Below are 24,219 nucleotides of genomic sequence, written 5' to 3' on the forward strand. Positions count from 1 at the left end.
GCCGGGCAGGTCCCGGCGACCGCTGCCGGCCCTCGCCATCACGGCGCGGTGCCGCGCCCTACCCGGCCGGCGGCGCGTTTGCGTACGATGGCGCCGCCTTGCCAAGGAGACCTGCCGTGCGAATCCACGCCCTGATCCTGCCGATCGCGCTGATGGCGCTGCCCGCCGCCGCGCAGACCCGGCCCACGCCGACGCCCGCCACCAGCGCGCCGCTGCAGGAGGTGCCGGCCAACGTGCGCCAGCAGCCGCTGGCCAGCGCCCCGGTCACCCACCAGGCGCAGGTGCAGGTGCCGGCCGGGCAGGCCCCGGTCACCGTGCGCTCGATCCAGCCGGACAGCGTGATCGGCGACTACCGCATCGACTTCGATGCCCTCGACAGCGATGGCGACGGTTTCATCAGCCGCGCCGAGGCCCAGGCCAACCCGTCGCTGGCGGCGGAGTTCGACGCGCTCGATACGGCGCGCAGCGGTCGCCTGAGCCGCGAACAGCTGGCCGGCTGGCTGCGCTGAGGCCCCTGCAATCGTCGTCCCCGCGAAGGTGGGGACCCAGCGACTTTGGCGCGATCTGGACGAAAGGCATCAGTGTCCCCGCCTTCGCGGGGAACCCGATTCCCCATCAGTCGCATCCAACTCCTTCGAGGTTCCTGGACTTGGCAAGGAACCGTAGAAGCAAAAGCTTCCGTCCGCTAGCGCGGCCGGGTTCATTTCTTTTTGGAAAGCGCAAAAAGAAACGAACCAAAGAAAAACGCTTTCCCTGCAAGGTCAAGAGCCTACGGCTGATGGGCTATCGGGATTTTCCGACTCGCCATCCCTGGCTCGGTCGGAAAACGCCGCCCATCCATGGGCGGCGCCCTCCGGGTCTGGGGAGAGCTTGGCTGCTCACGCTTGGCTGCAACAGCAACAGCGCCGTCATGCGAACCTGGATGCTCTGCTGTTGCCCCCTCCCTTGCGAAACAGGCAGGGTTAGGGAGGGGCCGTTGCTGTCCGGATGCGATTGCTGGGGAATCAGGTCCGGGAATAGCCGTCGCTGCCCCCGGCTGCTGCGCTCACCCGGGCTATGCCGCCTGCGCTACAGGCCCGAGGCGCGCTTCCAGAACGCCGACAGCAGCGGCGGCAGCCGGCCGGCCACGCCGAGCAGCGGCCCGCGCAGCAGGGTCAGGTGCATCTCGTCGTTGGAGAACACCCGGTTGATCGCCTCGAAGCCGTAGGCGGCCACCGTGTTCTCGCTGCGGCGCGTGCGCGCCCAGCGCCGCAGCCGCTGCGGCGCGCTCCACTCCACCCGGCGCCCGGCGGCATCGCGTACCAGCGCGCGCAGCGCGGCCACGTCGCGCAGGCCCAGATTCACGCCCTGCCCGGCCAGTGGATGCACCACGTGCGCGGCATCGCCCAGCGCCAGCACGCGGCCGCTCAGGTAGTCGGCCACCAGTTGCCGCCGCAGCGGGAACGCCGCCCGCGCCGACACCGGCCGGATCGCTCCCAGGCGCGCGCCGAAGGCGGCGGTCAGTTCGCCCGCGAAGGCCTCGTCGTCCAGCGCCAGCATCCGCGCCGCCTCGTCCTCGGGCAGGGTCCAGACGATGGAGCTGCGGCCTTCGGCGAACGGCAGCAGCGCCAGCGGGCCGGTGGCCAGGAAGCGCTGCCAGGCGGTGTCCTGGTGCGGCCGTTCGGTCTGAACGAAGGCGACCAGCCCGCGCTGGCCGTAGTCGTGGCGCAGGACCGGCAGCCCGGCCAGCGTGCGCAGCGTCGATTCGGCACCGTCGGCGGCCACCGCGATGGCCGCCTCCACGCGGCTGCCATCGTCCAGGCGCAGGCGCACGCCGCGCTCGTCCTGCTCCAGCGCCTGCACCCGCGCCGGGCAGCGTAGCTGCACGCCCGCCGCCGGCAGCGCCGTCCACAGCCGTTCGGCCAGCAGGTCGTTCTCGACGATCCAGCCGAGCTGCTCGCGCCCGAGCGCATCGGCGGAGAACGCCAACTCGCCGCCGCCGGCCGCATCCCATACGCGCATGTGCCGGTAGGGCTGTGCGCGCCGCTCGCGCACGCCCGGCCACACCCCGAGCGCATCCAGCAGCGCGGCATTGTCCGGCGCGAACGCGTAGACCCGCAGGTCGGGCCGCGCGGCCGACCAGCGCGGTGGCTCGCGGCCTTCCACCAGCAGCACGTCCAGCCCGGCATCGGCCAGCGCCAGCGCGCAGGCCGCGCCGACCACGCCGCCGCCGGCCACCACCACGTCGTGCATCCCGCGCCGGCTCATGCGCCCTGGCTCCGGCAAAGACGCGGCACCTGGCCGCGGAATCCCATCGCCCCGCCCACCAGCATCGATTGCAGCGGCGCGGCCTGCGAGGCGGCCAGCAGGCCGAGGCTGCGCAGCGGCCGCAGCAGCGGCGCCGGGTTGCCGGTCAGTCGCGCCAAGCCGCCGGAGAAGCCCAGGGTCTGTTCGCGGTCGGGACCGCGCCGCGCCGCGTACTCGCGCAGCAGCGCGTCGGCGCCCGGATCGTCGCGGCCGCCGTCCTCGATCAGCTCGGCCAGCGTCAGCGCATCGCGCAGGCCAAGGTTGAAGCCCTGCGCGCCCAGCGGGTGGATGCTCTGCGCGGCGTTGCCGAGCAGCACCGCGCGCTCGCCGACCAGCGCCGCGGCCAGCACCTGCACGATCGGGTAGGCGCTGCGCTCGCCGCTGGCCAGCAGCCGTCCGGCACGCCAGCCGATGGCCCGCTGCAGGCGCTGCAGCCAGGCCGCCTCGTCCAGCGCCGCCACCGCCGCGGCATCGCCGCTGGCCACGCCGTGCACCACGCCGTAGTGGCGGTCGCCGCGCGGCAGCAGCGCGGTCGGGCCGTGGTCGCCGAAGCGCTCCCAGGCGGTACCGTCGGGCGCGCGCTCGCCGCGCAGGCGCGCCACGAACAGGGTCTGGCCGAAATCGTGCTCGTCGCTGCCGATCGCCAGCGCCGCGCGCACCGCGCTGCGGGCGCCGTCGGCCCCCACCAGCAGGCGCGCGGCGAGGACACGCTCGCCCTGCGCATCGGCGATGCGCAGCCGGCGCAGGCCGTCCTCGACGCCGTCCAGGCCGACGAAGCGCGCCGGCCGGTAGCGGACGATCCCCGGCAGCTCCGCCAGCCGCGCCTCCAGCGCCTGGCCGAAGTCGCTCGCCACCACCACCTGGCCGAACCACGCGCGGTCGTAGTCGGCCGCGTCCAGCAGCACCCGGCCGAAATCGCCGGCGCGGCTGACGTGGATGCGGCGGATCGGCCCTGCCGGCGCGCGCAGGTGCGCCATCACCCCCAGCGCGGCGAGCGCGTTGACGGTGGCGGCGGCGAAGCTGAGGTTGCGCTGGTCGAACACCGGCGGCAGCGCGCCGGCGGGGCTGGCCTCGACCAGTGCCACGCCCGTGCCGGCCCGCGCCAGGGCGATGGCCAGGCTGGCGCCGACCGGGCCGCCGCCGACGATCGCGACATCGTGTACTTGCAGGTCTTGCGGTGCGTTCATGCCGCCATGATACGGATGTCGCCGGCTTCCTCGCGCCACGCCGCGGGACCGGGGCGGGCGGTTCTCGCTGCGCGAGCGGCTGCTGGAACGGCCTGCAGGAGCGACTTCAGTCGCGATGGGGCCTTGCCGGCAAAGCCCCATCGCGACTGAAACCGCTCCTACGTCGTCCCCACGTCGCCCCCACGGGCCGCTGCCGCGCAGCCGGACGCGCACCGGCGGCTGGACTAGAATGGCCCGTCGCTTTCCCACGCCGCCCCCATGACCGCCACTGCGCAACGCGTCTTCGTCCTGTCCGTGCTGGCCCTGCTGATGATGGCCAGCCGCGCGCACCCGTTCGAGCACTTCACCCCGCCGGACGCGTCGTGGGCGGCATTCTTCATCGGCGGCTTCTACCTGCGCGGCTGGTCGCGCTGGGCGTTCCCGCTGCTGATGGCGCTGGCGGTGGCGATCGACGTGTACGCGATCCAGGCCCAGGGCCTGAGCTTCTGGCAGCACTACTGCGTCTCGCCGGCCTACTGGTGCCTGGTTCCCGCCTACCTCGTGCTGTGGCTCGGCGGCGCCTGGCTGCGGCGCGGCTACGTGCGCGCCGACCTGGGCGCGCTGGCGCGGCTGGCGGTGGCGTTGCTGGCGGCGGTCGCCGTGTGCCAGCTGATCGCCCAGGGCAGCTTCTACTGGATCAGCCGCAACGTGGCCGAGCCCACCCTGGCCGGCTGGTGGAAGAACTACAGCGACTGGCTGCTGCCGTACCTGGGCACCGCCGCGGCCTACGTCGGCATCGCCGCCGCCCTGCAGCTGGGCGCCGAGCGGATCGCGCCGCTGCTGCCGCACGGCGGGGACCGGACCGCGGGCTGAGGCCATGGGCCATCGTCTTTCCCGCATCTATACCCGCACCGGCGACGACGGCAGCACCGGCCTGGGCGATGGCAGCCGCATCGGCAAGGACGCGCCGCGGGTGGCCGCCTACGGCACCGTGGACGAGGCCAACTCGGCCATCGGCCTGCTGCTGGCGGCGCAGCTGCCGCAGGACGTGCGCGAGCTGCTGACCGCCGTCCAGCACCAGCTGTTCGACCTCGGCGGCGAGCTGTGCATTCCCGGCCATGCCGCCATCGCCGCGGCCGACATCCAGGCGCTGGAGCGCCAGCTCGACCGCTACAACGCGCCGCTGCCGCCGTTGAAGGACTTCATCCTGCCGGCCGGCGGCGAGGCCGCGGCGCGCTGCCACCTGGCCCGCACCGTCGTGCGCCGCGCCGAGCGCGAGACCGTGGCGCTGGCGCGCGTCGAGCCGGTCCGCACCGAGGCCATCGGCTACCTCAACCGGCTGTCCGACCTGCTGTTCGTGCTGGCGCGGGTACTGGCCCGGGCCGACGGCCACGGCGAGGTGCTGTGGCGGCGCGAGCGCCGCGACGCCCCGGGCTGATCTTCGACTTTCCGCTGACGGCAAAGGCGCGGCGGAGACGCTACAGTGCGCCGATGCTCGTCTTCACCCACCCCGACTGCCTCGGGCACGATCCCGGTCCGGACCATCCGGAATCGCCCGAGCGCCTGCGCGCGGTGACCGAGGCACTGCATGCCGCCTTCGACGACCTGCAATGGCGGCAAGCCCCGCTGGCCATGCTCGGCGAACTGGCGCGGGTGCACGAGCGCGAGCAGATCGACGCGGTGCTGGAGGCCAGGTTCGAGGGCCACCGCATGCTCGACGTGGACACGGTGATGTCGCCCGGCTCGGCCACCGCCGCCCTGCGCGCGGCCGGCGCCGGCGTGGCCGCGGTCGATGCGCTGATGCTGGGCGAGGACAGCACCGCCTTCTGCGCGGTGCGCCCGCCCGGCCACCACGCCACCGGCCAGGCCTCGATGGGCTTCTGCCTGTTCAACAACATCGCCGTGGCCGCCGCCTACGCCTGCGACAAGTACGGCCTGGAGCGGGTGGCGATCGTCGACTTCGACGTCCACCACGGCAACGGCACCCAGGCCATCTTCGAGCGCGAGCCGCGGGTGCAGTACTTCAGCAGCCACGAGTCCGGCCTGTACCCCTATTCCGGCGGCGTGCACGAGCGCGGCATCGGCAACATCCACAACGTCCTGCTGCCGCCGGGCAGCGGCGGCTTCCGCTTCCGCAACACCTGGGCCGACCAGATGCTGCCGGTGGTGGACGCCTTCAAGCCGCAGCTGCTGATGGTCTCGGCCGGCTTCGACGCCCACATGCGCGACCCCCAGGCCGACCTGATGCTGGACACCGAGGACTTCGGCTGGATCACCGCCGAGCTGCGCCTGATCGCCGAGCGCCATGCCGGCGGGCGGGTGCTTTCGATGCTCGAGGGCGGCTACGACCTGCAGGCGCTGCGCGAGTGCAGCGTCGCCCACGTCGACGCACTGCGCTGAACCCCGCCCGCACCCGGCTGCGCCTCTTCATTGCCCGTATGCGGCCAATGGGGCAAGCTAGCGGCCGTTTTCCGCTCAGCCTCCCTATCCGCGTGCGAAGAGTCCTCCGCCTGCTGCCGTTGCCGCTCGGCATCGCCATCTGTATGCCGGCCATGGCTGCCGACAAGCCCCTGAACTGGGGACTGTGCCCGGTGGGCGACACGCTTCCGGGCTTCGACGACGCTCCCGCCGCCGATCCCAAGGCCGCCGCCGAGCGCAACCAGCTGCCCACCGACATCGAGGGCGACCAGCTCTCCGGCACCACCGTGGTGCCGCAGTACCAGGGCAACGTCGCGCTCAAGCGCGGCGACCAGTTCCTGGGCACCGACGACCTCAGGTTCGACACCGACTCGGGCAACTACGTGGCGCAGGGCAACGTGCGCTACCAGGATTCCTCGATCCGCATCCTCGCCGACCGCGCCGAGGGCAACCAGGAAACCGACACCCACAAGATCACCAACATCCGCTACCAGCTGGTGGACCGCCGCGGCAACGGCGGCGCCGACTCGATCGACCTGCAGGGCGCGATCGGGCAGATGCACACCTCCACCTACACCACCTGCGACCCGTCGCAGCAGATCTGGAAGCTGCACGCCAACGAGATCGACGTCGACAACGACGAGGGCTTCGGCACCGCGCGCAACGCGGTGATCCGCATCGGCAAGGTGCCGGTGCTGTACGCGCCCTGGTTCAAGTTCCCGATCGACGACCGCCGCGTCACCGGCCTGCTGTACCCGCAGCTGAGCATCTCCGGGCGCAACGGCTTCGACTACACCCAGCCGATCTACCTGAACCTGGCGCCGAACTACGACGACACCCTGTACCCGCGCTACATGAGCAAGCGCGGCTTCATGCTCGGCAACGAGTTCCGCTACCTGTACGACGGCGGCCGCGGCGAACTGACCACCACCTACATGCCCAACGACAAGCTGCGCGACCGCGACCGCGGCAGCCTGGGCTACGACGGCTACCACAACATCGACTCGCACTGGCAGGCGCGCGCCAGCCTGCGCTGGGTCAGCGACACCCGCTACGTGGAGGACTTCTCCAGCCGCCTCAACGGCTTGTCCTCCTCGTCCAGCATCCAGAGCACGGTCGGCATCTACGGCACCGGCAGGAACTGGACCGCCGGGCTGATGGCCGACCGCTGGCAGCTCACCGACTACACCCTGGACAAGTCCTCGCTGGCCTACAACCGCCAGCCGCGGGCCTACTTCACCTGGGACCAGCCGTTCGGCCGCTGGTTCGAGGCCGGCGTCTACGCCGAGGCGGTGCGCTTCACCCACGACGACGCCTACCCGGTGTACCAGACCGAGGACGGCGACTGGGAACGCACCGGCGATGTGACCCGCTACTACGGCGGCTCGCGCCTGGACGTGAAGCCCTATGTCTCCATGCCGCTGTCCGGCGCGGCCTGGTTCCTGACGCCCACCCTGGCGTGGCGCTACACCGCCTACCAGCTGGACAAGGAGCTGGCCGACTCCCTCGGCGGCAACCGCACCCCCACCCGCAGCCTGCCCATCGCCAGCGTCGACGCCGGCCTGTTCTTCGACCGCGAGACCACCATCGGCGGCACGTCCTACCTGCACACGCTGGAGCCGCGGCTGTTCTACCTGTACACCCCGTACCGCGACCAGAGCGACCTGCCGCTGTTCGACACCCGCGCCTTCACCTTCAGCTGGGGCCAGCTGTTCCGCGACAGCCGCTACACCGGCGCCGACCGCCAGAACGATGCCAACCAGATGACGCTGGCGCTGACCTCGCGCCTGCTGCGCCAGGACGACGGCCGCGAGAAGCTCTCGGTCAGCCTCGGCCAGATCACCTATTTCGAAGACTCGCGGGTCAACCTCAGCAACAGCGACACCGGCAACGAGAGCGGCAACGACAACGACAACATCATCGGCCAGGGCAAGTCGGCCTGGGTCGTCGACGCCAACTACATGATCAACGACCGCTGGTCGCTGGGCACCAGCTACCAGTGGAACCCGCGCTATCGCCGGGAAGACCTGGCCAGCGTGCGCGCACGCTACCTGATGTCCAACGACGGCATCGTCAACCTGTCCTACCGCTACCGCCGCAACCCGTCCACCGGCGACGACCAGCTCGAGCAGGCCGACCTCTCGTTCCTGTACCCGATCAACCCCAGCTGGAGCGTGGTCGGCCGCTACTACTACTCGATCATGGACAGCAAGCCGCTGGAGGCCATCGCCGGCGTGCAGTGGGACAGCTGCTGCCTGGCGGTGCGCGCACTGGTGCGCCGCTACGTGCGCAACCGCCAGGGCGACCTGAACAATTCGTTCCAGCTGGAGTTCGTGCTCAAGGGCCTGGGCTCGGCCGGACAGGACACGGACCGCACTTTGCGCCGTGCTATTCTCGGCTACAACCGAGACGACCTCTATCTCGTCCCTCCGAGCAACACCTCGACCGATCCGGACGACTACGATCCGAACCTGATTCCATGACCAAAATCCTCCCCGTTCTTCTCGCCGCATTGATGGCGTTCACCGCCGTGGCCGCCGTTCCGGCCCACGCGCAGACCACCCAGCCGCTGGACCGTATCGCCGCCGTGGTGGATGAGGACGTGGTGCTGCAAAGCGAGCTCGACCGCGCCGTCCACAACGTCAAGGCCCAGTACGCCGGCCGCGAGAACCAGCTGCCGCCGGACAACGTGCTGCAACGCCAGGTGCTCGAGCGCCTGGTCCTGGTCAAGCTGCAGGTGGCGCGCGCCGAGGGCAGCGGCATCCGCGTCGGCGACGAGGAGCTCAACCGTGCCATCGCCGGCATCGCCCAGCAGAACAACACCACCGTTGACGGCCTGCGCCAGCAGCTGGCCCGCGACGGCATGTCGTTCGACGATTTCCGCAGCTCGGTGCGCGACGAGATCACCGTCCAGCGCCTGCGCCAGAGCTTCGCGCAGAGCCGCATCGTGGTCAGCGAGGGCGAGGTCGACGCCGCGCTGACGCAGCAGGCCACCTCCGGCGCCCAGTACCACCTGGCGCACATCCTGGTCGGCCTGCCCGAAGGCGCCACCGCCGAGCAGATCGCCACCGGCCAGCAGAAGGTCGAGGGCATCAAGAACCTGCTGGACAAGGGCGAGCTGGACTTCTCCGCCGCCGCGGTGCGCTACTCCGACAGCCCCAACGCGCTGGAAGGCGGCGACCTGGGCTGGCGCAGCCTGGACGAGATCCCCAACGCGTTCGCGCAGCTGATCAGCGGCATGCAGGCCGGCCAGGTGGTCGGCCCGCTGCGCGGCCCCAGCGGCTTCCAGCTGCTCAAGCTGGTCGAGGTCCGCGACGCCAGCGCCTCCGGCGAGACCCGCACGGTCACCGAGTACCACGCCCGCCACATCCTGGTGCGGATCGGCGACCAGCAGGACGATGCCGCCGCCAAGGCCAAGATCGACACCTTGCGCGCCCGCATCGCCGGCGGCGCCGACTTCCAGGAAGTGGCGCGCGAGTCCTCCGAGGACACCAACAGCCGCGGCCAGGGCGGCGACCTGGGCTGGTTCCCTGCAGACGCCTTCGGCCCGGACTTCGGCCGCCAGGTGGAAGGCATCGACGACGGCGCGGTGTCGCAGCCGTTCCGCACCGACGCCGGCTGGCACATCGTGCAGCGCGTGGGCACGCGCCAGACCGACGTCACCGACGAAAGCAAGCGCGCCCAGATCCGCGAGACCATCGGCCGCCGCAAGCTGGAAGAGGAATACAACCGCTTCCTGCAGGAACTGCGTGGCGAGGCCTATGTCAGCTTCCGCAGCGGCGACCGCGCAGATGGCGACGCCTCGGCGACCCCGGCGCCGGAGGCCGCGCCGGCGGATACCCAGCCGCAGAACTGAGCATGATCCCCTCGCTCGCGCTGGTACCGGGCGAGCCGGCGGGCATCGGGCCGGAGCTGTGCGTCCGGCTCGTCCAGCGTCCCGATCCATCGCGCCGGCTGGTCGCCTTCGGCGACCCGGCCACCCTGCAGGCCGCAGCGGCCGCGCTGTCGCTGCCACTGCGGCTGCTGCCGCCCGACCGCCCCGCCACCCGCGCAGGCGACCTGCCGGTGCATGAAGTGGCCAACGCCGCGCCGGTCGAATTCGGCCATCCCGACCCCGCCAACGCCCGCGCCGTGACCGGCGCGCTGCAGCTGGCGGCCGCAGCCTGCCGGCAGGGCCGGCTGCACGGACTGGTGACCGGGCCGGTACACAAGGCGGTGATCAACCAGGGCGGCATCGCCTATACCGGCACCACCGAACTGCTGGCGCGCGATGCCGGCTGCGAGGTGGTGATGATGCTCGCCAACGACATCGTCCGCGTCGCCCTGGTCACCACCCACCTGCCGCTGCGCGCGGTCGCCGACGCGATCACCGCGCAGGCGCTGGTGCGCTGCCTGCGCATCGTCGATGCCGCCATGCGCCGCGACTTCGGCATCGAACGGCCGCGGCTGGCGGTGCTGGGGCTGAACCCGCATGCCGGCGAGGACGGCCATCTCGGCCGCGAGGAACTGGACACGATCATCCCGGTGCTCGAGCGCCTGCGCGGCGAGGGCATGCAGCTGGTCGGGCCGCTGCCGGCCGACACCGCGTTCCTGCCGCGGAAGCTGGACGGCTTCGACGCGGTGGTGGCGATGTACCACGACCAGGGCCTGCCGGTGCTCAAGTACAGCGGCTTCGAGCAGGCGGTCAACATCACCCTGGGCCTGCCCTACCCGCGCGTGGCGGTGGACCACGGCACCGCGCTCGACCTGGCCGGGCGCGGCATCGCCGATCCGTCGAGCCTGTTCGCCGCCGCGGCACTGTGTACCCGGTTGGCGGCGGCGAGAGCCAACCCGCCTTCGTAGCAGCTCCCCGTGGGATCGCCCTGCAGGAACGCCGCAGGAGCGACTTCAGTCGCAATGGGGCTTTCCCGGGCAAGCCCCATCGCGACTGAAGTCGCTCCTACAACACGGCGCAAGCGCCAGGGGCAGCCCCCGCCGCTCCTGTAAAATGCGTCGATGAACCGCTCCTCCCCAGGCTTCTCCGCGCCGGCCAAGAAATCGCTCGGCCAGCACTTCCTTGCCGATCGCCACTACATCGACCGCATCGTGCGGGCGATCAATCCCAAGCCCGGCGACACGCTGGTGGAGATCGGTCCCGGCCAGGGCGCGATCACCCTGCCACTGCTGCGCGAGCACCCGGAACTGACCGTGATCGAGTTCGACCGCGACCTGGTCGGCCCGCTCGCCGCCGCGGCCGAACCGCTGGGCCGGCTCACCATCGTGCACCGCGACGTGCTGTCGGTGGACTTCACCGAACTGGCCGCCGGCCGCCGCATCCGCCTGGTCGGCAACCTGCCCTACAACATCTCCTCGCCGATCCTGTTCCACGCGCTGCAGCACGCCGGCGTCGTCGCCGACATGCACTTCATGCTGCAGAAGGAGGTGGTGGACCGCATGGCCGCCGCGCCCGGCAGCAAGGTCTACGGCCGCCTGAGCGTGATGCTGCAGGCCTGGTGCGAGGTCACGTCGCTGTTCGTGGTGCCGCCAGGCGCGTTCCGGCCGCCGCCGAAGGTCGACTCGGCGGTGGTGCGGCTGGTGCCGCGCGATCCGGCCGGCGTCGGCATCGACGACCCCAGGCGCTTTGCCGACGTGGTGCGCGCCGCCTTCGGCCAGCGCCGCAAGACCCTGCGCAACGCCCTGCACAATGTCTGCGATGCGCGCCAGTTCGAGCTTGCCGGGGTACGCCCGGACGCGCGCGCCGAACAGCTGGAGGTGGCCGAGTTCGTGCGCCTGGCCAATGCGCCAGGCTAGCCCGCGCGCGTCTTCGGCGGTACCGCGGCCAACGAATGCGCGCGGACATCTGTCCGCGGCCGCGCGCGCGCCCTAAACTGTCGCAATGGACGATGAGCCCCGCTACCGGATCGACGTGGAAGTCTCCCCACGCTTCCTGGAAGAACAATCCGAACCCGAGCAGGGCCGCTATGCCTTCGCCTACACCGTCGACATCCGCAACCACGGCGACGTCCCGGCGCGGCTGCTGTCGCGCCACTGGCGCATCGACCACGGCAACGGCCGCATCGAGCGGGTCGACGGCGAGGGCGTGGTCGGCGAGCAGCCGCGGCTGCGCCCGGGCGAGGCCTTCCGCTATTCCTCCGGCGTGCTGCTGGAGACCGACCATGGCAGCATGCAGGGCCACTACGACATGCAGGCCGACGACGGCACCGTATTCCCGGCGCCGGTGCCGCCGTTCGTGCTGACCCTCCCCCGGACGCTGCACTGATGGAGCGCAGGCCATGAGCGTGTGGGCCATCGGCGACCTGCAGGGCTGCTACGACATCACCCAGCGGCTGCTGGAGAAGATCAACTTCGACCCGGCGGCCGACCGGCTGTGGTTCTGCGGCGACCTGGTCAACCGCGGCGGGCAGTCGCTGGAGACGCTGCGGCTGGTGCGTTCGCTGGACGCCTGCAGCGAGGTGGTGCTGGGCAACCACGACCTGTCGCTGCTGGCCATCGGCGCGCGCTCGGAAGAGGAACAGCGCAAGGTCAACCCGGACCTGCTGCGCGTGGTGCTGGCCGAGGACCGCGACGAGCTGCTGGACTGGCTGCGCCTGCGCAAGCTGGTGCACGTGGACCGCGAGCTGGGCTGGATGATGGTGCATGCCGGGCTGGCGCCGAAGTGGACCACGCAGCTGGCCGAGAAGCATGCCCGCGAGATCGAGCACCTGCTGCACGGCAACGGCTACCGCAAGCTGATGCGCAACATGTACGGCGACAAGCCGGCATGGTCGCCGGCGCTGACCGGCTACGACCGCGCGCGCGCGATCATCAACTTCTTCACCCGCATGCGCTATTGCACCCCGCGCGGGCGCATCGGCATGGAGGACAAGGGCACGCCCGGCACCCAGGCGCAGGGCCTGTACCCGTGGTACGAGGTGCCCGGCCGGGTCGAGCGCGACCTGAAGATCGTGTTCGGCCACTGGTCATCGCTGGGGCTGACCATCACCCAGGGCGTGCATGGCATCGACACCGGCGCGGTGTGGGGCGGCAAGCTCACCGCGCTGCAGCTCGACAGCGAGGAACTGCGCGTGGTGCAGGTTCCCGGCCGCGAGGTGCAGGGCCCGCCGCAGCCGCCGCGGCCGCCCAGACGCCGCCGCTCCGGCAGGCCTCCGCAGCGCGGACCGGCAAGCCCGCCGCCCCCCGGCCCAGCCTCGAAATCGTAGGTCGGCCCCACGCGGCCGACCTGCGTGGTGGTCGGAGTTGCGGGGCGTATCGGGCCATTGCGAAGGCAGGAAGCAAAGGCCTCCGTCCGCTGCGCGGCCGGGTTCGTCCTTTTGCAAAGCGCCAGAAGAAACGGAACCGAGGAAAACCGCTTTCCCGGCAACGGCGAGAGCCTACGCCTGAAGGGTTACCGGGATTCTCCGACTCGCCATCTGTGGCCCGGTCGGAACATGCCTGATCACGGCAGGCCGCCCATCCAGGGGCGGCGCCCTCCAGGCCTGGCGAGACCTTCGCCACCCGCGACTGGCAACAAGCATGGCGCGGGCCTGGGCCCGCCCTTCAGGCCTGACGCGCTCGCGGATGCGGCCGCACGGAGCCTGGGGACGGCGCCCCACCCATTACGCGCGGCGCTGGTAATCGACGAACTCGAAGGCGAACGCGTGCCGCGCGTCGGCCGCATGCGGCTGCCGCTGCGTCACCTGCCACTGCGCAGGATCGAACGCGGGGAAATGCGCATCGGCTCCGTCCACCACGGTATCGACGTGGGTTAGGTGCAGCACGTCGGCCTGCGGCAGCGCCAGGGCATAGATCTCGCCGCCGCCGATCACGCACAGCTCCCGCGCAGCGGCCGCCGCGGCCAGCGCCCGCGCCTGCTCCAGGCTCGCCACCGCCTGCATGCCGTCGAACGGCACCCGCCCGGAACGGGTGAGCACCAGGTTGAGCCGCCCCGGCAGCGCCCGCCCCAGCGATTCGGCGGTCCGGCGCCCCATCAGCACCGGCTTGCCCAGGGTCAACGCCTTGAACCGCTTGAGGTCGTCGGGCAGGCGCCACGGCAGGTCGTTGCCACGGCCGATGGCGTTGCGGCGGTCGAGCGCGGCGATCAGGATGAGCCGGGATTCGGGATTGGGGATTGGGGATTCGCCAACGGCTTCCGTCGATGGTTCTCCGCCCTCGCCGCGCCGCTTTCCCGACCGCTTTTGGAAAGCCGCAGGCTGGCCATCCCAAATCCCCAATCCCGAATCCCCGCTCCTCACACCGCCACCGGCGCCTTGATGGCCGGGTACGGGTCGTAGCCTTCGATGGCGATGTCGTCGTATGCGAAGGCGAACAGGTCCTTCACCTCGGGGTTGAGCCGCAGCGTCGGCAGCGCGCGCGGGGTGCGCGCCAGCTGCTCGCGGGCCTGCTCGAAGTGGTTCGAGTACAGGTGCGCATCGCCCAGGGTGTGCACGAAGTCGCCCACGCCCAGCCCGGTGGCCTGCGCCACCATGTGGGTGAGCAGCGCGTAGCTGGCGATGTTGAACGGCACGCCGAGGAAGATGTCGCCGCTGCGCTGGTACAGCTGGCAGCTGAGCCTGCCGTCGACCACGTAGAACTGGAACAGCGAGTGGCACGGCATCAGCGCCATCTGCGGCAGCTCGGCCACGTTCCAGGCGCTGACCACCAGCCGGCGCGAGTCGGGATTGCGCTTGATCTCGTCGACCAGCCACTGCATCTGGTCGATCTGCCGGCCGTCCGGGCCGGTCCAGCGCCGCCATTGCTTGCCGTAGACCGGCCCGAGGTCGCCGTTGGCATCGGCCCACTCGTCCCAGATGCCGACCTTGTTGTCCTTCAGGTAGCCGATGTTGGTATCGCCGGCCAGGAACCACAGCAGCTCGTGGATGATCGAGCGCAGGTGCAGCTTCTTGGTGGTGACCAGCGGGAAGCCGTCGTTGAGGTCGAAGCGCATCTGCCAGCCGAACACGCTGCGCGTGCCGGTACCGGTGCGGTCGGACTTCTCGGCGCCGTGCTCGAGCACGTGGCGCAGCAGGTCGAGGTATTGCTTCATGGTTCGCCTCCGGCGAAGGGCTTCACCTGGCGGCCTCCACGGCAGGCTGCGGCTGCAGCACCGGCGCGCGCCGCGACAGCGCCAGCAGCGCCAGGCCGAGCACGATCAGCGGCGTGCTCAGGATCTGCCCGCGGGTGAGCCAGCCGAAGGCGACGTAGAGGCCGTTGTCGGGCACTCGCACGAATTCGACCAGGAAGCGGAACACCCCGTACAGCAGCGCGAACAGCCCGGACACCGCGTAGCGGTGGCGCGGCCTGAGCGAATAGACCCACAGCACCGCGAACAGCACCAGCCCTTCCAGCAGCGCTTCGTACAGCTGCGAGGGATGGCGGGCGAAGCGGTCGAGCAGGCCCTGCGCATACAGGGACTGCAGCTGCTCCGGCGGCAGATCGGCCAGTTCCGGCGCGTGCGGGAAGATGATGCCCCAGCCGGCATGGGTGAACTTGCCCCACAGCTCGCCGCCGATGTAGTTGCCCAGGCGGCCGAAGCCCAGCCCCAGCGGCACCAGCGGGGCGATGAAGTCCATTACGTCGAAGAAGTGCAGCCGGTGTTTGCGGGTCCACCAGGCCGCGGCGACCAGCACGCCGATCAGCCCGCCGTGGAAGCTCATGCCGCCCTCCCACACCTTGAACAGCACCAGCGGGTTCGCCACCAGCTCGCCGAAGGCATAGAACAGCATGTAGCCGATGCGCCCGCCCAGCACCACGCCGAGCATGGAATAGAACAGCAGGTCGGAGAAGCCGTCCATCGTCACCCCGGGCAGGCGGCCGGCGCCGATGCGCAGGCGCCCCAGCCACCAGGCCGAGAGGAAGGCCAGCAGGTACATCAGGCCGTACCAGTGCACCTGCACCGGACCGAGCGAGAAGGCGATGGGGTCGATCTGGTGGAGATGGATCATGTGCGAGGCGTCGGCCCGGGGGCGGGGCCGCTATTCTGACATCCCCGGCCCGCGATGACCTGAGCCGCCATCAACCGAGCAGCTGCGGACGGTTCGGCAACTCGTCCTGTTCGGGCGTATCCGGGCCCGGCGGGAAGTGCTCGGCCAGCAGTTCCGACACCGCCTCGATGCCGCCGATGGCGGCCTGCTCCGGATCGCCGGCGCGCATGCGCTCCTGCATGCGCCGGCAGACCTCGTGCCACTGCGCCGCGGTCACCTTCCCGTCCAGGCCGCGGTCGGCGACGATCTCGATGGCGTGGTCGGCGAGCAGCAGGTAGATCAGCACGCCGTTGTTGGCCCGCGTATCCCAGGTGCGCAGCACCGCGAAGGCATGCAGCGCGCGATCGCGCGGCGAGGTGCGCTGCCACAGCGCCGCCAGCGACAGCTCTTCCTCGATCGCGAACATCACCTCGCCGCCGTGGCGGCGCTCGCCCTCGACGATGGCCGCGGCGATGCGGTCCATGCGTGCCGGCGGGAACAGCTTGCGCGCCGAGGGCGCGAACACATGGCGTAACCAGCGCATCACCAGCTCCCCGAGGCGCCACCGCCTCCCGACATGCCACCGCCGCCGCCCCAGCCGCCGCCACCGCCGCCGAAGCCACCACCCCCGCCAAACCCGCCACCGCCCCAACCGCCACCACCCCAGCCACCATGGTTGGCGAAGCGGCCCGGCGACACCGAGACCAGGCCCAGCAGCAGGCCGAGCAGGCCGGCGCCGAGGCTGGCGAACAGCAGCGAGGTCATCACCAGCGCGGCGGCGCCGGCGGCGCCGGCGGTCAGCAGCGCCCGCAGCGGCCGCGGCACGCGGGCGAAAACGGTCCGCGCGAACATCGCCGCGACGAAGCCCGCGAACAGTGCAACCAACCAGCCGACCGGCGCCGGGGGGCTGTCGCCGGATCGATGCGCGCTGACCGGCTCGGGCAGGGGCTCGCCCTCGATCAGCCTGGCCAGCACGGCAGTGGCGTCGATCACGCCGCCGCCGTAGTCGCCGGCGCGGAACTTCGGCACCAGGTACTCGGAGATGATGCGGTTGGCGATGGCATCGGGAATGGCGCCCTCCAGGCCGTAGCCGGGCTGGATGCGCACGCGGCGGTCGTCCTTGGCCACCACCAGGATCACCGCATCGTCCACGCCCTTGCGGCCCAGCTTCCACCCATCGAACACCCGCTGGGTGTACTCCTCGATGGTCTCCGGTTCGGTGCTGGGCACGATCAGCACCTGCAGCTGGCTGCCCTTGCGCTGCTGCAGTTCCAGCGCCTGCTGCACCAGCTGCTGCTTCTGCGCCTGGTCCAGGGTGCCGGTGGTGTCGATCACCGGCGAATCGAGCGCCGGGATGGCGGCCAGCTGTTGCGCCCAGGCAACGCTAGCAGACGCCAGCAGACACAGACATGTCACGGCCAGCAGGAAACGCATCATCCGATGCCGCATTACCACCTCCCCGAGGCACCACCGCCTCCGCTGCGCCCGCCGCCGCCGAACCATCCCTTTGGCCGGTTGCGCGGACGGCTGTGCCGCCTCGAACGACGGGCGGATCCGCCAAGCCCTGCGGAGCCAGCCGCCAAAATCGAGATCACGAGGCGGCCGACGGGCCCGATCCAGCGCGACCAGGCCAGCACGGAGCCCACCAGCAATCCCGATAGCGCAGCCCACGGACCGACGAACACACCGCCCAAACCACCCAGGCCGCCACCGAGCAACATCCGCCATGGCCTGTACCTTGCATCCTCGACCAGCAACAGCGCGGCAAAGGCCATGAATAGGCCGATTCCCACACCGAACAGCAACTGCTGCAAGAGGGTCATGCCGGTCAATTGCCCGGCGCTGGCGCCTGCTGCGGCTGCGGGCTGCCGAAATCGACCGTCGGCGCGCGCGAGACCTCGGCCTCGTTGGCCACGCTGAAGTTCGGCTTCTCCTTGGCGCCGGTGATCTTGGCGGTGATCAACTGCGGGAACTGGCGGATGTAGGTGTTGTAGTCCTGTACCGCCTGGATGTAGCGGCCGCGCGCAACGGTGATGCGGTTCTCGGTGCCTTCCAGCTGTGCCTGCAGGTCGCGGAAGGACTGGTCGGCCTTGAGCTGGGGATAGTTCTCGCTGACCACCAGCAGCCGCTGCAGCGCACTGCCCAGCTCGCCCTGGGCCTGCTGGAACTGCTGCAGCGAGTTGGCGTCCTCGGCATTGACCTGGATCTGGCCGACCCGCGAACGCGCTTCGGTGACCTGCGTGAGCACCTGCTGCTCGTGCTGGGCGTAGCCCTTGACCGTGTTGACCAGGTTGGGGATCAGGTCGTAGCGGCGCTGGTACTGGTTGAGCACCTCAGACCAGCCGGCCTTGACCGCCTCGTCCTTCTGCTGGATGGCGTTGTAGCCACAGCCGGACAGCAACGCGACGAGGGCGGCGATGATCAGGGAACGGGACAGCAGGCGCATGGGACAGCTCCGGCGCAGGGGAAACGGGAGCGCAAGCATGCCACGACCGGTGTCAACGGGCGATGCCGATGGCCCTCGCCCACCCGATCCTCACCACTGGCCGGCGCCGGGCACGCCCTTGGCCGCGGCACGGCGGCGCATCAGCAGGTTCAGCACCTCGACCAGCACCGAGAAGCCCATCGCGGTGTAGATGTAGGCCTTGTCGACGTGGATGTCGAGACCGTCCAGCACCAGCACCACGCCGATCAGCAGGATGAAGGCCAGCGCCAGCATCTTGACCGTGGGGTTGCGGTCGATGAAGTTGCCCAGCGGATTGGCCGCCAGCAGCATCACCGCCACCGCCACCAGGATCGCGGCGACCATGACCGGGATGTGGTCGGCGATGCCGACCGCGGTGATCACCGAGTCCAGCGAGAACACGATGTCGATGACCGCGATCTGAGCGATCACCACGCCGAACACGCCCGAGGCCTTGCCGGTGGTGGGATCGGCATCATCGCCGCCGGTGATCAGCTCGCGGATCTCGCCGGCGCCCTTGATCAGCAGGAACACGCCGCCGACGATCAGCACCAGGTCGCGTACCGAGATGCCCATGCCGCCGACGTGGAACAGGTCGCGCTGCATGTGCGCCAGGTAGGCCAGCGACACCAGCAGCGCGATGCGGGTGCAGCAGGCCACGGCGATGCCGACCCGGCGCGCCAGCGGACGGCGATGCTCGGGCAGTTTGCTCACCGCGATCGAGATGAACACCAGGTTGTCCACGCCGAGCACGATCTCCAGCGCGGCCAGGGTGAACAGGGTCAGCCAGACATTGGGGTCGGCCAGGAATTCGAAGGACATCGGGTTGGATCCTTATTGCGTAAGCGAATTGGGGGCGGCGCTCAGAACAGCCGCGGGACCACGATCAGGCCCCAGCACAGGGCCGCGTTGAGCAGCAGCACGAACACGGCCGCCGAGCCCATGTCCTTGGCGCGCCCGGCCAGCTCGTTCCACTCTGCGCCGTAGCGCTCGATCAGCGCCTCGATCGCCGAGTTGAGCAGCTCCACGGCCAGCACCAGCAGCAGCGAGCCGACCAGCAGCACCTTCTCCACCGCTCCCTGGCCCAGCCACAGTCCCAGCGGCACCAGCAGCAGCGACAGGTAGCCCTCCAGGCGGAACGAGGATTCGTGATGCCAGGCGGCGCGCAGGCCCTGCCAGGACCACTGCGTGGCCATGAGCATGCGGCGCAGGCCACGGGGCCGGTGGCCGGTCTCGTCAGCCATGCCGGGTCGTTGGCACGGGCACCGGCACGGACAGGTCGGATCCGGCGGGAAGGTTCATGAGGGGGGAGTGCCGCAGATCGGGGTTATGCGGCGAATTTTGCCACAACGGGCCGATCGTCGCCGAAACGCGGGCATCCGTTGCACGGCAGGACTGCATCCCCCGACGCATGCGGCATGGCCGCTTCCCGAAGCATAGGGTCTCCCGCCACACCGCCTGCGCATGCCCGCCGCGGCGCACCGTCGCGGCGAAACCGGTCAGTGCGCGCGGCTGTCGAAGCGGTAGGTGGCGCTGAAGGTGAAGTAGCGGCCGAACGGATCGTCGCTGCCGATGCGGTAGCCGCCGTCGGTTTCCTGGTAGTCCACCGGCGCGCGGTCGGTGAGGTTGGCCACGTGCAGTGCCAGCACCCAGCGCTCGAAGCCGCGATAGGCCACGTCCAGCCCCGGCAGCAGGTATCCGGGCGTGCGGCAACGGCCTGCGGCGACCTTGTAGTCGGGACAGCTCTCGCCTGCGCGCCAGGCACGCAGGCGGCCGACGTGGCGCAGGTCCAGCGTGGTCGTCCAGTCGCCATAGCGCCACTGCGCCGAACCCAGGCCGCTGCCGCGAGGCTGCTCGAAGCCGGCGTGCTCGATCGCCGGCGCTCCCGGCCAGGCCTGCCGCCGCAGCGATTTCAGGTAGTACCCGGAGAGCCTGAACTCGAACCGTCCCCAGTCCGTGGCCGCGGAGCGCCAGTTGGCATCCAGGCTCCAGGCATCGAGTTCGGTGAGGCCGGCATTGGCCAGTCGGATATCCACCGCATAGATGCGCCCGTCGTGGTCGAGCCGCCATGCGTCGGGATACACCTGCAGGTTGGACAGCGCATCGGCGATGACGATCTCGTGCCGGCGCACGACGCGGTGGCGGTCCACTGCCAGCTGCAGGCCCGTCCCCGGGTCCCAGACGACGCCGAAGGTGTGGCTGCGCGAGGTCTCCGGCTTCAGCGCGGCGTTCTCGCTGGTCTGGACCTTGACCAGGCAGGTCTGCTCGCTGAACTGCCAGCGGCAGGCATCGGCCGCGGGAGGGTTCCAGGCGATGCCGTAGTCGTTCGTGTAGCCGGGAGGACGCCGCAGCTCGTACAGCGTCGGCGCCCGGTAGCCACCGCCATAGGTGCCGCGCAGGGTCAGATGCTCGCCCAGCAGCCATTGCAGGCCGAACTTGGGCGACAGCCGCGCCGCATAGCCGGCACTGCGGTCCAGGCGCCACGCCGCATCGGCGAGCAGGCGCCGGTGCAGCGGCAGGCTGAACTCGGCGTACAAGGACGCGGTATCGCGCGAGAGGTCGTGGCTGGAATAGCTGTCGGACAATGCCACCTGGCCTTCCCGCAGCAGGCTGCCGGGACGGCTGTACAGCGATTCGTTGCGCGCCTCCGCGCCCATCGCCAGCTGCAGGTCGCCGTGCGGCAGGGCCAGCAGCGGGCCATCGAGCCGCGCGGAGAACACGCGCTGGCGGGCCTGACCGCCGGTGGCGAGCATGGGCGAGATCTCGTTGCGAACGCCGGCCGGCAAGATGTCCTGGCCGGGGCGAAAGCGCCCCTGCGCGGTCGCCGCCACCAGCGCCGCGATGTCGACCGTGCCGGTGATGCGGTTGTCCACCTCGTTGCGGCTCCACGACATGTCCAGCGTCCAGTTCCAATCGTCCAGTGCGCCGGCCACGCCGAGCGAAAGATCGTCGCTGCGTGCATGGCTGCGGCTGCGCACCGGACCCAGCTCCAGGAAGGCGTAGTTGCCGTCGGGGAAGTGCTCGCCCGACGGTGCGTCGGGCAGCGCCAGGTATCCGTAGGTCGGGGCACTGAGCAGGCGCTGGCGCACATCGGTCAGACGCAGGCTGGCGTGCAGGTCGATGCCGCCGGCCAGCGGCCGCTGGTAGGCGGCATAGGCCGCAGTGCTCTCGGTCTGCGGCTGCAGGCTGCCGTAGCGCGCCGAATCGAGCATGCAGCGGCCATCGGGCTGCAACTGCGGTGCGCGGCAGTAGGGCCAGGCGGCGATGGCGCCATCGACGGACGCGCCCAGCGGCATGCGCAGGTCGAGCAGCCCGTCGCCGCTGCGGTCGTAGCTGCGCCAGCTGCGACGGTCGCCGGACAGGGCCTGCCGCTGCACGCGGTCGGCACTGAGCAGCACGTGCCCGGCGCCGGCCTGGAAGCCGGAAAGCACCGACAGCCGATGCTGCGCGGCGTCGCCGCGGCTGGAGATGCCGTGGCGCAGCGCCACCTCGCTGCCCTCGTAGTCGTGGCGCAGCACGATGTTGACCACGCCGGCCATGGCATCGGCGCCGTAGATCGCCGAGGCGCCGCCGCGCATGATCTCCACCCGTTCCACCAGGCTCAGCGGGATGCTGTTGAGATCGCTGAGCGCGCCCAGTTCCGAGGAAACCATGCCGTAGCTGGCGATGCGCCGGCCATCGACCAGGTAAAGCGTCGCCCGCGGGCCGAGCGAGGACAGGCTGACCGCGGCCGCCGCGCCGGTGGGCACGTAGGACATGCCGCTTTCGCTGGACACGTCGACCGGATGATGGCCGTTCATTCCCGGCTGCACGCGCAGCAGGTCGAACAGCGACGAGTAGCCGCTGGACTCGATCTGCTCGCGGCTGACGATCGTCAGCGGCGAGGAGCCCAGCAGGCCCAGCCGCGGGATGTGCGAGCCGGTGATGTACACCGCCGGCAGTTCGGTCATCGGGGGTTCGGCGGCGGCGACGGGCATGGTCCTGGACCTGGCCGGCCGTTCGGGCTCCTGCCGGCGCAGGATGTAGGTGTTGGCATTGACCTTCACCGCAGCGAGCCCGGTGCCCTGCAACAACTGCTGCAGGGCCTGGGCCGGTGCCAGCCTGGCACGCAGGGAATGGACGCGCCGGCCCGCCACCAGTTCCGGCGCATACATGATCTGCATGCCGGCCTGGCGCGCCCAACGCCTCAGCGCCGGGTCCAGCGCGCCGCCGCCGATATCGAACGGCACCGCTGCCGCTGTCGCCACCGGCGCCCCGGCTCGCGCCGGCGACGTCCAAGTCAGCGGCGCGACCGCCGCAAGGGCCGCGGCCGCCGCCAGCACCGCGCGATGACCGCAAGTGCGTTGCAGGCCGGCCTCAGCGCCGCCGCGGCGCGGCCTTGCAACACCCGCGATCATCGATCATGCAGACGGCGAAGCACGATCCTGTCCTGGCCGATGGCCGTGCCCTGCAGCGACCATCCTTGCCGCAGCGTCTCAAGCAACCCCTGCTGGTCGTCCACCGCGAACACGCCGCTGACGGTGATCCCGCGCAGCGAGGCGTCGCCCAGTTCCAGTTGCACCTTCGAATAGCGGTTCATTTCCGCCAGCAGCTGCTCCAGCGGGCGCTCCTTGAACACCAGTTGGCCGCGCGGCCAGCCCTGGGCGGCATCCACGTCCAGCGACTGCGGGACGCCGACAGCGCGCGTGTCGTAGTCCAGCCGCTGGCCCGGATGCAGCACGGTATCGCGCGCGCCGGGCTGCGGCTGCACTTCCAGCCCGCCCGCCAGCAGGCTCACCTGCACCCTGCCGTCGCGGTTGTCCACCTGGAACACGGTGCCGATGTCGCGGATGACGCCGCTGCCGGCCAGCACCCGGAACGGCCGCTCGGCATCGGCGGCGACATCGAACTGCACCCGTCCGCCAAGCACCTCGACCCGGCGCTCGTCGTTGCCCAGCGACACCCGGATCCGGCTGCCGGTGTCGAGCACCAGCCGGCTGCCGTCGTCGAGCAGCAGCGGCCGCACCTCGCCGACCGCCGCCGAGTACTGTACCGGCGCCGGACCGGCGGCACTCCACGGCGAGGTGCGCCAGGCCAGCGCCACCCCGAACACCGCCACCATCGCCGCCAGCGTCAGCGGCAGCCAGCGCTTCGGCCCGCGCACCGGCTGGCTGCGCAGCTGCCGTGCGGCGGCACGCGTCCACGGGTCGTCGGCCAGCGCCCCGGCCAGCGCATGCAGGCTTTCGGCATCCAGATAGGCTTCCACGTGCAGTGGCGATTGCGCCAGCCAGTCCTCGAAGGCCGCACGCTCCCCGGGCAGGCACTCGGGCGAGCGCAGCCGCGCCACCCACGACTGGGCCTGTGCGATGGCGGTGGCGCCAATGGATTCGGCCTGGTTCATGGCCCTTTCTCCTCCTTGAGACACGATCGCAGCGAGGCCAGCGCCTTGCCGATGTTCTTCTCCACCGCCTTGACCGTGATCCCGCAATGACGGGCGATCTGCGGATAGCTCATGTTCTCCACGCGATGCAGCAGGTAGACCTGCCGGCACCGCGGCGACAGCGACTGGATCCCCTGGCGCAGGCGCCGCAGCTGCTGCTCGGTCGCCAGCCGCTGCACCGGCCCGGGATCGGACGAGGGCAGTTCGTGGAACTCGGCATCGAGGCTGACATGCTGCCCCGCCCCGCGCGACTGGTTCCTGCGCAGCAGGTCGCTGAAGCCGTTCAGCGCGATGCGGTACAGCAGCACCCTCAGCGCCTCGGGCGGCTGCGTGCGATAGCGCAGCAGCTTGACCATGCTCTCCTGCACGATGTCCTGCGCATCCTCGGGCGAAGCCCCGCGCCGGCGCAGGAACGCCAGCAGCGGCTCGCGCTGTTCGGCAAGCAGGCGGACGAAACCGGGCTCGGCGGCGGAATCTGGCACCTCCACTTCGGGGGTGATGTCCGCGGGAATGTCTGACGGATGCTTC

The 24,219-nt window shown here is 70.8% G+C and carries 23 protein-coding genes and 1 pseudogene; 10 read left to right on the forward strand and 14 right to left on the reverse strand.

Going from position 1 to position 24,219, the window contains the following annotated elements; genetic code table 11:
* Window positions 1–152 precede the first annotated feature (152 nt).
* Window positions 153–509 (forward strand): EF-hand domain-containing protein, encoded by a 357-nt coding sequence (locus tag LRX76_RS07095; protein WP_231803921.1) that lies wholly within the window; start codon window positions 153–155, stop codon window positions 507–509.
* A 559-nt stretch (window positions 510–1,068) separates the two neighbouring features.
* On the opposite strand, the gene LRX76_RS07100 is transcribed toward LRX76_RS07095, so the two are convergent.
* Window positions 1,069–2,247, reverse strand: a complete 1,179-nt coding sequence (locus tag LRX76_RS07100; protein WP_231803518.1) for a UbiH/UbiF family hydroxylase — start codon at window positions 2,245–2,247, stop codon at window positions 1,069–1,071.
* Window positions 2,244–3,473 (reverse strand): 2-octaprenyl-6-methoxyphenyl hydroxylase, encoded by a 1,230-nt coding sequence (ubiH, locus tag LRX76_RS07105; RefSeq protein WP_231803520.1) that lies wholly within the window; start codon window positions 3,471–3,473, stop codon window positions 2,244–2,246. The genes LRX76_RS07100 and ubiH overlap by 4 nt, the downstream gene beginning before the upstream one ends.
* Before the next feature lie 258 nt (window positions 3,474–3,731).
* On the opposite strand from ubiH, the gene LRX76_RS07110 reads away from it, so the two are divergent.
* The 9 genes and pseudogenes from LRX76_RS07110 to LRX76_RS07150 form a co-directional block, all read left to right on the forward strand.
* Window positions 3,732–4,325, forward strand: coding sequence for a hypothetical protein (locus LRX76_RS07110; protein WP_231803522.1), 594 nt, complete (start codon window positions 3,732–3,734; stop codon window positions 4,323–4,325).
* A gap of 4 nt (window positions 4,326–4,329) precedes the next feature.
* Complete coding sequence (locus LRX76_RS07115) at window positions 4,330–4,890, forward strand: cob(I)yrinic acid a,c-diamide adenosyltransferase (RefSeq protein ID WP_231803524.1); 561 nt, start codon at window positions 4,330–4,332, stop codon at window positions 4,888–4,890.
* 53 nt (window positions 4,891–4,943) lie between these two features.
* On the forward strand, window positions 4,944–5,852 hold the full coding sequence (locus LRX76_RS07120; RefSeq protein WP_231803526.1) for a histone deacetylase family protein: 909 nt from the start codon (window positions 4,944–4,946) through the stop codon (window positions 5,850–5,852).
* Between the two features lie 47 nt (window positions 5,853–5,899).
* Window positions 5,900–8,353: an LPS-assembly protein LptD gene (lptD, locus tag LRX76_RS07125; RefSeq protein WP_231803528.1), complete on the forward strand. Its 2,454-nt coding sequence runs from the start codon at window positions 5,900–5,902 to the stop codon at window positions 8,351–8,353.
* Window positions 8,350–9,726, forward strand: coding sequence for a peptidylprolyl isomerase (locus LRX76_RS07130; protein WP_231803530.1), 1,377 nt, complete (start codon window positions 8,350–8,352; stop codon window positions 9,724–9,726). Before lptD ends, LRX76_RS07130 begins: the two co-directional genes overlap by 4 nt.
* 2 nt (window positions 9,727–9,728) lie before the next feature.
* The gene (gene pdxA / locus LRX76_RS07135; RefSeq protein WP_231803531.1) at window positions 9,729–10,712 is read left to right on the forward strand and encodes a 4-hydroxythreonine-4-phosphate dehydrogenase PdxA; all 984 of its coding nucleotides are present in this window, start codon (window positions 9,729–9,731) and stop codon (window positions 10,710–10,712) included.
* A gap of 153 nt (window positions 10,713–10,865) precedes the next feature.
* On the forward strand, window positions 10,866–11,660 hold the full coding sequence (rsmA, locus tag LRX76_RS07140) for a 16S rRNA (adenine(1518)-N(6)/adenine(1519)-N(6))-dimethyltransferase RsmA (protein WP_231803533.1): 795 nt from the start codon (window positions 10,866–10,868) through the stop codon (window positions 11,658–11,660).
* Between the two features lie 85 nt (window positions 11,661–11,745).
* Window positions 11,746–12,129, forward strand: coding sequence for a Co2+/Mg2+ efflux protein ApaG (gene apaG / locus LRX76_RS07145; protein ID WP_231803535.1), 384 nt, complete (start codon window positions 11,746–11,748; stop codon window positions 12,127–12,129).
* Window positions 12,130–12,142: 13 nt separating this feature from the next.
* Window positions 12,143–12,970 (forward strand): annotated as a pseudogene (locus LRX76_RS07150) (symmetrical bis(5'-nucleosyl)-tetraphosphatase); the annotation flags it as partial.
* 495 nt (window positions 12,971–13,465) lie between these two features.
* Here LRX76_RS07150 and LRX76_RS07155 read toward each other — a convergent pair.
* The 12 genes from LRX76_RS07155 to LRX76_RS07210 form a co-directional block, all read right to left on the reverse strand.
* Complete coding sequence (locus LRX76_RS07155; protein ID WP_231803923.1) at window positions 13,466–13,978, reverse strand: dihydrofolate reductase; 513 nt, start codon at window positions 13,976–13,978, stop codon at window positions 13,466–13,468.
* A gap of 119 nt (window positions 13,979–14,097) precedes the next feature.
* A complete protein-coding gene (locus LRX76_RS07160; protein WP_231803539.1) occupies window positions 14,098–14,892 on the reverse strand; it encodes a thymidylate synthase in 795 nt (264 codons plus the stop codon).
* A gap of 22 nt (window positions 14,893–14,914) precedes the next feature.
* A complete protein-coding gene (lgt, locus tag LRX76_RS07165) occupies window positions 14,915–15,790 on the reverse strand; it encodes a prolipoprotein diacylglyceryl transferase (protein WP_231803541.1) in 876 nt (291 codons plus the stop codon).
* A 70-nt stretch (window positions 15,791–15,860) separates the two neighbouring features.
* A complete protein-coding gene (locus LRX76_RS07170; RefSeq protein ID WP_231803543.1) occupies window positions 15,861–16,352 on the reverse strand; it encodes a TPM domain-containing protein in 492 nt (163 codons plus the stop codon).
* Window positions 16,352–17,257, reverse strand: coding sequence for a TPM domain-containing protein (locus LRX76_RS07175; RefSeq protein WP_231803545.1), 906 nt, complete (start codon window positions 17,255–17,257; stop codon window positions 16,352–16,354). Before LRX76_RS07175 ends, LRX76_RS07170 begins: the two co-directional genes overlap by 1 nt.
* Entirely contained in the window at window positions 17,257–17,631 is a 375-nt protein-coding gene (locus LRX76_RS07180; protein WP_231803547.1) for a hypothetical protein, read from the reverse strand. The genes LRX76_RS07175 and LRX76_RS07180 overlap by 1 nt, the downstream gene beginning before the upstream one ends.
* Window positions 17,632–17,636: 5 nt before the next feature.
* Window positions 17,637–18,254: a LemA family protein gene (locus LRX76_RS07185; protein ID WP_231803549.1), complete on the reverse strand. Its 618-nt coding sequence runs from the start codon at window positions 18,252–18,254 to the stop codon at window positions 17,637–17,639.
* 90 nt (window positions 18,255–18,344) lie between these two features.
* The gene (locus tag LRX76_RS07190; RefSeq protein WP_231803551.1) at window positions 18,345–19,094 is read right to left on the reverse strand and encodes a TerC family protein; all 750 of its coding nucleotides are present in this window, start codon (window positions 19,092–19,094) and stop codon (window positions 18,345–18,347) included.
* A 41-nt stretch (window positions 19,095–19,135) separates the two neighbouring features.
* Window positions 19,136–19,516 (reverse strand): diacylglycerol kinase, encoded by a 381-nt coding sequence (locus tag LRX76_RS07195; protein ID WP_231803553.1) that lies wholly within the window; start codon window positions 19,514–19,516, stop codon window positions 19,136–19,138.
* A gap of 255 nt (window positions 19,517–19,771) precedes the next feature.
* Complete coding sequence (locus tag LRX76_RS07200) at window positions 19,772–22,519, reverse strand: TonB-dependent receptor (RefSeq protein WP_231803555.1); 2,748 nt, start codon at window positions 22,517–22,519, stop codon at window positions 19,772–19,774.
* A gap of 146 nt (window positions 22,520–22,665) precedes the next feature.
* Entirely contained in the window at window positions 22,666–23,652 is a 987-nt protein-coding gene (locus LRX76_RS07205) for a FecR domain-containing protein (protein WP_231803557.1), read from the reverse strand.
* On the reverse strand, window positions 23,649–24,173 hold the full coding sequence (locus LRX76_RS07210) for a sigma-70 family RNA polymerase sigma factor (RefSeq protein ID WP_331716760.1): 525 nt from the start codon (window positions 24,171–24,173) through the stop codon (window positions 23,649–23,651). The genes LRX76_RS07205 and LRX76_RS07210 overlap by 4 nt, the downstream gene beginning before the upstream one ends.
* Between the last annotated feature and the right edge of the window lie 46 nt (window positions 24,174–24,219).

This window comes from Stenotrophomonas sp. MMGLT7 (assembly GCF_021168555.1).
Lineage (GTDB): Bacteria > Pseudomonadota > Gammaproteobacteria > Xanthomonadales > Xanthomonadaceae > MMGLT7.

Excerpts from the sequence above, each read along its gene's own strand:
- LRX76_RS07095 (WP_231803921.1), top strand. The coding sequence starts at position 153 with ATGGCGCTGCCCGCCGCCGCGCAGACCCGGCCCACGCCGACGCCCGCC.
- LRX76_RS07100 (WP_231803518.1), bottom strand. The coding sequence starts at position 2,247 with ATGAGCCGGCGCGGGATGCACGACGTGGTGGTGGCCGGCGGCGGCGTG.
- ubiH (WP_231803520.1), bottom strand. The coding sequence starts at position 3,473 with ATGAACGCACCGCAAGACCTGCAAGTACACGATGTCGCGATCGTCGGC.
- LRX76_RS07110 (WP_231803522.1), top strand. The coding sequence starts at position 3,732 with ATGACCGCCACTGCGCAACGCGTCTTCGTCCTGTCCGTGCTGGCCCTG.
- LRX76_RS07115 (WP_231803524.1), top strand. The coding sequence starts at position 4,330 with ATGGGCCATCGTCTTTCCCGCATCTATACCCGCACCGGCGACGACGGC.
- LRX76_RS07120 (WP_231803526.1), top strand. The coding sequence starts at position 4,944 with ATGCTCGTCTTCACCCACCCCGACTGCCTCGGGCACGATCCCGGTCCG.
- lptD (WP_231803528.1), top strand. The coding sequence starts at position 5,900 with ATGGGGCAAGCTAGCGGCCGTTTTCCGCTCAGCCTCCCTATCCGCGTG.
- LRX76_RS07130 (WP_231803530.1), top strand. The coding sequence starts at position 8,350 with ATGACCAAAATCCTCCCCGTTCTTCTCGCCGCATTGATGGCGTTCACC.
- pdxA (WP_231803531.1), top strand. The coding sequence starts at position 9,729 with ATGATCCCCTCGCTCGCGCTGGTACCGGGCGAGCCGGCGGGCATCGGG.
- rsmA (WP_231803533.1), top strand. The coding sequence starts at position 10,866 with ATGAACCGCTCCTCCCCAGGCTTCTCCGCGCCGGCCAAGAAATCGCTC.
- apaG (WP_231803535.1), top strand. The coding sequence starts at position 11,746 with ATGGACGATGAGCCCCGCTACCGGATCGACGTGGAAGTCTCCCCACGC.
- LRX76_RS07160 (WP_231803539.1), bottom strand. The coding sequence starts at position 14,892 with ATGAAGCAATACCTCGACCTGCTGCGCCACGTGCTCGAGCACGGCGCC.
- lgt (WP_231803541.1), bottom strand. The coding sequence starts at position 15,790 with ATGATCCATCTCCACCAGATCGACCCCATCGCCTTCTCGCTCGGTCCG.
- LRX76_RS07170 (WP_231803543.1), bottom strand. The coding sequence starts at position 16,352 with ATGCGCTGGTTACGCCATGTGTTCGCGCCCTCGGCGCGCAAGCTGTTC.
- LRX76_RS07175 (WP_231803545.1), bottom strand. The coding sequence starts at position 17,257 with ATGCGGCATCGGATGATGCGTTTCCTGCTGGCCGTGACATGTCTGTGT.
- LRX76_RS07180 (WP_231803547.1), bottom strand. The coding sequence starts at position 17,631 with ATGACCCTCTTGCAGCAGTTGCTGTTCGGTGTGGGAATCGGCCTATTC.
- LRX76_RS07185 (WP_231803549.1), bottom strand. The coding sequence starts at position 18,254 with ATGCGCCTGCTGTCCCGTTCCCTGATCATCGCCGCCCTCGTCGCGTTG.
- LRX76_RS07190 (WP_231803551.1), bottom strand. The coding sequence starts at position 19,094 with ATGTCCTTCGAATTCCTGGCCGACCCCAATGTCTGGCTGACCCTGTTC.
- LRX76_RS07195 (WP_231803553.1), bottom strand. The coding sequence starts at position 19,516 with ATGGCTGACGAGACCGGCCACCGGCCCCGTGGCCTGCGCCGCATGCTC.
- LRX76_RS07205 (WP_231803557.1), bottom strand. The coding sequence starts at position 23,652 with ATGAACCAGGCCGAATCCATTGGCGCCACCGCCATCGCACAGGCCCAG.